Genomic DNA, 7635 nt, shown 5'->3' on the forward strand with positions numbered 1-7635 from the left:
CGGCGGGCACACGTGCCCGCCGGACCCGACGTCGACCCGTGGCCGGTATCAACAGCAACAGCAGGAACAGCAGCTCGCCGGGGTACCGGTGGAGGTGCAGTTCGACGCACCGATCTCGACCATGGCGTGACCGACGTTCACGGTCTCCAGGCCGGCGCCGGGCGAGGTGGGCAGGACGTCCAGCTCATCGACGCTGAGGTCGTCCAGGTCGAGGACGAGGTCGTTGTGCATCGTTGATCCCCTTTCTCAGTGGAACGGGTGAGGAATCGACCGTCGAACGGTCGCTACGCATCCTGCGACCCGGGCACCAGCCCGTCTCCACGGTCGGACCACAGGTCTGACCGCGGACGCCCCCGACCACAGGTCTGGTCCGCAGGCCGGGGCGGCGACAAGCTCCTCACCAGGTCAGCGGCGGCTCGTACTGAGCCGTGGGTCGGCGCCGGCCCAGTACGACGGTGAACACCGGCACCCGGGCCGCGTCCACGCCGAGCGACTCCCGCACCAGCCCGTCGTGGTAGCCGTTGGTAACCCGCGCCGACAACCCGGCCGCGGCCGCGAACACACTGACCCGCTGCGCGACGATCCCCGCCTCCTGATGCAGCACCCGGTACCCGCGCGCCCCGAACCACCGCTCCCCGGCCAGCCGGTCGGCGGTCAGGAACACCACCGCGCCAGCCTTCGCCGAGTTCACCGCCGGGGTCCGGTCGCACAACATGGCCACCACCTCCCGCCCGTCCCGATCCTCCGCCCGCACCAGGGACGCGGCCCCCGGCGGGCCCGCGAGGCGGTACCACCCCGGTGCGATCCCGGCCGCGTCGACCACCAGGACGTGCGCGTCCACCAGCGGCGGACACGCCGAACCGGTGTGATCACCGGGCACTGGCTCCCACGCGTACCGCAGGGCCGCGACCAGGTCGGCCACGTCCGGCGGCGGGCCCGCCGGCAGGAACATCCGGCCCCCCGAGTCTCGGACCCGCAGCGCCCCGGCCAACTCCACCCCACCTGGCTCCGCCCCGGCCCCGGGCACCCCGACCCCGGCCGGGCCGGGGGCCGGGAGCGGCAGCAGGAAGTCGGCCGGATCGACCGGTGCGCCCGGCCCCGACATCCGGGCGGCGAGATCCAGTGCGGTCAGCCCGGACCAGGCGTCCGCGTTCGTGGCATTGGGCGACAGGTGCGCCAGCTGGATCTCCGGCACCCTGCCCGCCTCCGGGAGCCCGGCCGACGGGCCCGGAGGCCCCACCGGCCAGTCCGCCGCCCCGAGATCGACCACGGCGAAGGCCGTCTCCTCCACCCCGTCCAGCCCCAGCGCCCGGTTGACCGTCGCGTCGTCGAACCGGTGGTGCACCCGCCCGGGCACCCCGATCGCACCGGCCGCCAACAGCGCGTTCCCCACCACCATCCCGGCTTCCTGCGCACACAGCCGGTACGCGTAGTCGCGGTACCGGAACGCGCTCTTGCGGAACCAGGCCGAGGCCACCAGCAACCCGACCCCCGCGCCCGCGCCCGACGCGGCCCGCACCTCCCGGGGCACCCCGCCCGGCCGCAGCAAGGTCAGGGCGTGGTGGGCCGGATCGTAGTGGTAGCACCCGGCGGGCAGGTCCCCCACCGGCCGCGCCAGCCAGAGGTACAGCTCCACGGGGTGGAAACAGCGCGCCGAGGCCACCATCCGGTGGTACGGCCACACCGCGTGCGGCCCCAACTCGATCCGCCCCAACCCGTAGGTCCAGTACAGCAGCGTCGACAAGGCCCGCTCGTCCAGCGCGTCCAGCCGCGGGACCGCCGAGGGGTGGGCAGCGCGGAAGGAACCGAAGGACGACCGCGCGTCCCCGATCCGCCGCGCCGGCCCCGGCAGGACGTACCGGGCCAACCCCCGGTAGGTCTTGACCGGCAACGGATCGTCCGGACCGCCCTCCTCCCCGCGCCCCTCGGCGAACAGGTCCTGCACCCCCTCGAAAGTGCGCCACCAGAACCGCAGACCGGGCGAACCGAGCAGATCCCCCACGACGCTACGCATCGCCACGTCCCCGCGCCCCGCCCGGCACCCCGTCCCCGGCCGCCACCACCCGCACCACGAACGGCAGCAGCCCGGCCACCACCGGGTCGTGGTCGAGGGGAACGACCAACGGGCGCACCCCCCGCGCCCGCAGGGCCCCGAGCATCGCCTCCGGCCCGGCCAGGGCCCGCGGCGGCCGACCGCCCGCCGGATCGGGGACCTCGCACCGGCCCGGCGGGACCGGCGCGTACCCGGGCTCGTCCGCGATCACGGACTGACGGTCCAGCAGGACCGCGCGCAGCCCGTCCTCCACCGAGTCCGGCCCACAGGTCACCGCCACCGCCCGACCCCCCTGCCACCAGGCCAGGACGGGCACCCCCAGGGCCCCGCCGATGTCCGCCACCGCCAGCGTCCCCCGCGCCGCCCGCAGCAGGCCCCACAGCCGGGCCGCCCGGGGCGACAGGGCCTCGGGCTCGATCGTCACCGGCCGGGGCGTCACCGTCCCGGCCGCCACATCGGCCAGCGCCAGCCACGCGCACCGCCCGCCGAGTCCCGCGGTCACGGCCGCGTCCCAGTCCACCCCCGTACCCACCCCCACCTCGTCGCCCGCCGTGAACACCCGCTCCGCGGCCACCGCCTCGGCCCGCCCGGCGACTGGGTTCCAGCCCCACAGAGCGCCGCCGGGCCCGTACCGGCGCACGTCCGGCCGACGCGCTGCGTACCGGGCCAGCCCGCGCATCGCCGCGTCCCGACGGGCCTCAGCGAAGTCCAGGCCCACCCCGTACACCGGCCGGGCGTCCTCGGTGTGCGCGAGAGCCTTCGCCACGTGGAGTGGTATCTGGGTGAACTCCTCCTCGTTCAGGACGCGCAGCACCCCCACGTACGGGTCGAAGCAGCCGACGGCCCGCCGCGAGAATTCCTCCCCAGCCACCGGGGCCCCGGCGCGGAGATCCCCGATCCGCCGGGTGAACTCCTCGCGACTCTCGGGCCGGACGGGCCAGGCTGTGGGGTGGGGCAGCACCGTGTGGGTGGAGGTGCGCAGGGTCTCCAGATCGATCCGGGTCAGCTCACCGGCCGCGGCCCGGCCCACGGTGTCTCCGGCCGTCGCGGCCTGGTCCGGCGTGGCGCCGGCGGTCGGCGTGGAGGCGACCCCGGTCAGCGTGCTGAAGGCCGCAAGCCCGAGGTGAGAGGCGACCACCGCAGCGGCCGGACCAGTGAGGAACGCGTTCTCCCGGAACGGTCCGCGCGCGTCCAACCGTTGCCACGCCGAGTGCCAGCCGTCGCCGACCGGCCCGAGCCAGGCGACGTCGTCCAGGACCAGCCCCTGCACCAGCACGGTGCCGGTACCCCGGCACAGCCGGTCCAGCCGCAGTGCCCGTTCCACCGCGTCGCCCTCTCCGACGTGCAGCACCGCGTCCGCCCCGCCGACCAGGTCCTCCAGCCGGGTCCGCGCCAGGTCCGTCAGGACCAGTGCTTGGTCCGGATCGCGCTCCGTCGCCTCCGCCACCAGCTCCGCCAGCCGTTCGGTGTCAGTGGGCCGCTCCGGCGCGAGCGCCGCCCGTACCCGCCGCACCCCGGATCGCAGTACCGAGCAGACCAGCGCGACGAACACCGGGCCCGCGCCCACCACCACGACATCGGACCGCCGGTAGGTCTCGAACCGGTGCACGGCGCTGTCGCCGTGGTACTCGACGAACGCGATCTCGGACGCGTACGTCGAGCACTCGCGCGAGGTCAGCCCGTGCGGCAGGTCCGCGCCGGCGTCGACCAGACACCCGGCGGCGTGCAGTTGCCGCACCAGGGCGCGCACCGCCTCGCCCTTCTCACCGGGCAACCCCACAACCAGGTCATCGAGTTCGACCGTGCCGTCGAGGTGCGGAGCCACCCGGTCCAACCACCGGTAGGCGGACCGGCCGCGCAGGGCCAGGTCCGCGCCAGCGCCGAAGACGTGAACTCCGTCAACGGTCGGCACGTACAACACATCGGACTTCAATCGGGGGCGCATCGTCCGCCTTCGGGTCGCAGGTCCGCCGCTCCGCCCCTCGCGAGGCCGGGAGCCGAGCGGCGGTCGGGGCCCACCCGAGTTTCCGCAGAGGCCGCGGCCCCGTCTCCACGGCCGACCCACAGTTCCCACCACAGGATCTCCCGGCGGGTCCCGTGGTAACGCTGGGGGGCGGTTACTGAGGTTGAACTCGTGATGTCGCTGGGTTGCTCAGGTGGGGCTGATGGTCAGGCCGGTCTCGGCGAGGCAGCCGTCTATGAGGTCGCTGCGGTACTGGATGTGCCGTAAGCCGCGTCGGACGCGCTGGATGAGGTGTTCGGGGGTGCTGAAGGCGACGTTGGAGAGCCAGCCGCGCCGCAGAAGGGACCAGATACCTTCGACGGGGTTGAGGTCGGGTGCGTAGGGCGGGAGATAATAGATGGTCAGCCAGTCCCGGGAGGCAGCGAACTCCCGCAGGCCAGCGGCCGGCGCTGTCACGTTGTTGAGTGTGTGAGTGCCTGACGGTGTGTCGGGTTTGGTGGGGCCGGGTTCCGGCTCCGTGCTCCGGCCGCGGCAGGCAGACCGGCGACGCCGGTGACCTGATCCCAGATGGCGAAGCGCTGGTCATCTCGGCTCGGTAGCCGGGGGCTGTCATCAGGTGGCGGTGGGGTCGGAAGTGGGGTGAGATGCCGCTGAACGCGGACAGGAACTGGCGGGCTCCGCCGAGGCTGCGGAAGCCTTTCATGGCGCGTTCGCGTTGCCGGGTGGGCTGGTGGGAGTTCTCGGCCCGGTTGTTCAGGCCTTTGTGAGAGCGGTGCTCGACCGAGGGCATGACCTCGCGGTGGGCCGCGCCGTAGGAACGGAGCTTGTCGGTGACGACCACCCGGGGCACTGTACGGGTCTTCTTCAGCAGCCTGCGGAAGAACCGCCTGGCCGCAGCGGTGTCCCGCCGGTTCTGTACAAGGATGTCGAGCACGGTGCCGTCGGCGTCGACGGCCCGCCACAGGTACTTCAGCTCGCCGTTGATCTTGATGAAGACCTCGTCCAGGTGCCATTTATCCCCGGGCCGGAGCTGCCGGCGGCGCAGCGCGCCGGCGTAGGCCTGCCCGAACTTGGAGCACCAGCGGCGGACCGTCTCATGGGAGACGAGCACGCCGCGCTCGAGCATCAGCTCCTCGATTTCGCGGAAGCTGAGCGGGAAGCGGAAGTACGGCCACACGCAGTGCGCGATGATCTCCCGGGTACCGGTGCCCCTTGTACGACGCGGCGCGGACGACACGAGCGATCCCCCTATCCAGCACGATCGACTCCAAGATCATCCCAGGCCGGTCAGCCAACGTGACAACGCCGATGCGACAGCTGCGAGGCCGCCCGGCCCCAGCAGTTCGCGGACGTGATGCGCGCCCTGTACGAGAGCTGACCCGACCGTGCGAATGCTGTGCCACGACCACACGAGCCTCACCCGCCCCGGAATCGCACTGCAACCGACTCCACCGCTATCGAGCGCACACCAGCGCACCACTCCCCGATAACGCACCACGACTGAGCACCACGTCACCGACGCCCTTCACACGAACAGTCACCACCGCCCCCGGCGCCTGTCGGGGGCTCGTGCTTCCTGGAGGAGTTCGCCGTGCCCACCTACGAGGCCCTGCCCCGCTTCACCGCCGACCTGGACCGCCTCACCAACCCCCGAACAGCGCCGCGCGTTCCACCGCGTCGTCACCCGCGCCTTCGTGCCCGACCTCCGCGCCGGAGGCCGGTTCTGCGCCGGCCTCCGCGAAGTGCGCTGGTTCGCGGAATCTCATACGTCATCGAGTTCGAACCGGACTTGAAGACCACATCGGCTCGAAGAGGCGTGCGGGTTCCGGCCTGGTGCCGGGACGCCCGGTGAGGCTGCACGAGCCGATGCCGATCGTCACGAACTGCTGTCCGCAACGACGGCTCAGCTCGTACGCAAGGGTCAGGGATCTGTCCACGTGCGCCGAGGCTGGAGCGGGGAGGGGCCCGGCACGGGATTTCGCCAGCCGTTCGCGAGCCGTCCTCCTCAGCGGAGGAGTCTTGTTCAGTCTGAGCCGGGACTGTCAGGCCGCCTTGCCCATGACAACGTTAGGACGGAATCCCGTGACACTATCGACCGCCCGCCGTCGGCGTCGTGTTCTTGCCCGCTTCCTCGCCGCCGCACCGCTGCTGGCCGCAGGTGCCCTGACCGGCGTGCCGGCGGCGCACGCAGCTGCGGCCGACGACGTCCGCATCAACGAGGTGGTGACCACCGGCGACGTCAACGACTCGATCGAGCTCTACAACAAGGGCACCGTCACGATCGACGTCTCGGGCTGGATCCTCAAGGACAACGACAAGGACCACACCTACAAGATCGCCTCCGGGACCACGCTGGCACCTGGCAGGTATCGGGCGTTCGACGTCCACGACAAGTACGGCCTGGGCTCCGACGACCAGGCCCGCCTCTACCTCGTGGACGGCAAGACCCTGGTGGACAGCTTCTCCTGGAGCAAGCACTCCGATCCGTCCTGGTCGCGTTGCCCCGACGGCACCGGAGACTTCAAGCAGGCGGCGACCGTGACCCTCGGCGGCCCGAACGCCTGCGGCACCGGCGGTGGGGGAGGCGGCTCGACGACGCCGGTGGCGTGGCCCGGCAGCAGCAGCGTGGCGACCGCGGACGGCTCCAAAGTGTTCGGCCAGGACCTCAGCGGCCTCTACCAGGAGGGCGGCGTGCTGTGGGGGGCGCAGAACAGCGGCAAGCTGTGGCGCCTGATGCGTGACGGCTCCGGCGGCTGGAAGCCCGATACGACCAGCGGCTGGTCCTCTGGCAAGACCCTGCGCTTCCCCGGCGGCTCCGGCAGCCCCGACAGTGAAGGCGTCACTCTCACCGGAGCGGGCTCGGCCGGCGGGGCGTTCGTCGCGAGTGAGCGCAACGGTGACGCCTCCGGTACCAGCCGCCTGTCGGTGCTGAAGTACGACGTCAGCGGATCCAGTTCGTCGCTGACCGCCGCCAAGGAATGGAACCTCACCTCCGACCTGCCCACGACTGGCTCCAACCTCGGCTTCGAAGGGATCACCTGGATTCCCGACGCTGCCCTCACCGGCGCGGGCTTCAAGGACGCCTCCACCGGCGGGGCCTACGACCCGGCCCGCTACGGCGCCCACAGCGGCGGGGTGTTCTTCGTCGGCGTCGAGGGCACCGGCGTGATCTACGGCTACGTCCTCGCCGACTCCGGCCCCTACACCCGCGTCGCCTCCTTCAGCAGCGGCATGTCCGGCGTGATGGAGCTGCAGTGGGAGCCCCAGGCCGGGCGCCTGTGGGCGGTCTGCGACGACACCTGCGACGGCCAGCACCGCACCCTGAAGATCGACACGACCGGCTCCTTCGCTACCACCGCCGTCTACAACCGTCCCAGCGGCATGCCCAACTACAACAACGAGGGCTTCTCCCTCGCGGGCGCCGACGAATGCGTGGCCGGCGCCAAGCCCGTCTACTGGGCCGACGACACCAACGACGGCGGCCACGCCCTGCGCAAGGGCACCGTCACCTGCTGACCTTCTCCGCTCGTGTCTCCCGGGCCGTCGGCCTGCTCGTCGCCGCCGTCGTCGGGGTGTGGGGCGCCTCGCTCGGCATCGGCGGACTCGTCTTCGAACCGCT

4 protein-coding genes and 2 pseudogenes are annotated in these 7635 nt (G+C 72.2%); 1 reads left to right on the plus strand and 5 read right to left on the minus strand.

What is annotated here, in order from left to right; translation table 11 throughout:
* Window positions 1-48: 48 nt before the first annotated feature.
* The 5 genes and pseudogenes from ABTZ94_RS34945 to ABTZ94_RS34965 all read right to left on the minus strand — a co-directional run.
* The gene (locus tag ABTZ94_RS34945) at window positions 49-231 is read right to left on the minus strand and encodes a hypothetical protein (RefSeq protein ID WP_329203031.1); all 183 of its coding nucleotides are present in this window, start codon (window positions 229-231) and stop codon (window positions 49-51) included.
* Window positions 232-397: 166 nt separating this feature from the next.
* Window positions 398-2014, minus strand: coding sequence for a SagB family peptide dehydrogenase (locus tag ABTZ94_RS34950; protein WP_351207063.1), 1617 nt, complete (start codon window positions 2012-2014; stop codon window positions 398-400).
* Window positions 2007-3965 carry a hypothetical protein gene (locus ABTZ94_RS34955; RefSeq protein ID WP_351207065.1) on the minus strand — a complete coding sequence of 653 codons (1959 nt, stop codon included), beginning with the start codon at window positions 3963-3965 and terminating at the stop codon, window positions 2007-2009. The genes ABTZ94_RS34950 and ABTZ94_RS34955 overlap by 8 nt, the downstream gene beginning before the upstream one ends.
* Before the next feature lie 240 nt (window positions 3966-4205).
* Window positions 4206-4460, minus strand: a pseudogene (locus ABTZ94_RS34960) (transposase); the annotation flags it as partial.
* Window positions 4461-4641: 181 nt separating this feature from the next.
* Window positions 4642-5268 (minus strand): annotated as a pseudogene (locus tag ABTZ94_RS34965) (IS6 family transposase); the annotation flags it as partial.
* 830 nt (window positions 5269-6098) lie between these two features.
* Here ABTZ94_RS34965 and ABTZ94_RS34970 point away from each other — a divergent pair.
* Window positions 6099-7532, plus strand: coding sequence for a lamin tail domain-containing protein (locus ABTZ94_RS34970; protein ID WP_351207067.1), 1434 nt, complete (start codon window positions 6099-6101; stop codon window positions 7530-7532).
* Window positions 7533-7635 lie beyond the last annotated feature (103 nt).

Origin of the sequence: Streptomyces sp. NPDC002785 (assembly GCF_040295565.1) — a bacterium.
Taxonomy (GTDB): domain Bacteria; phylum Actinomycetota; class Actinomycetes; order Streptomycetales; family Streptomycetaceae; genus Streptomyces.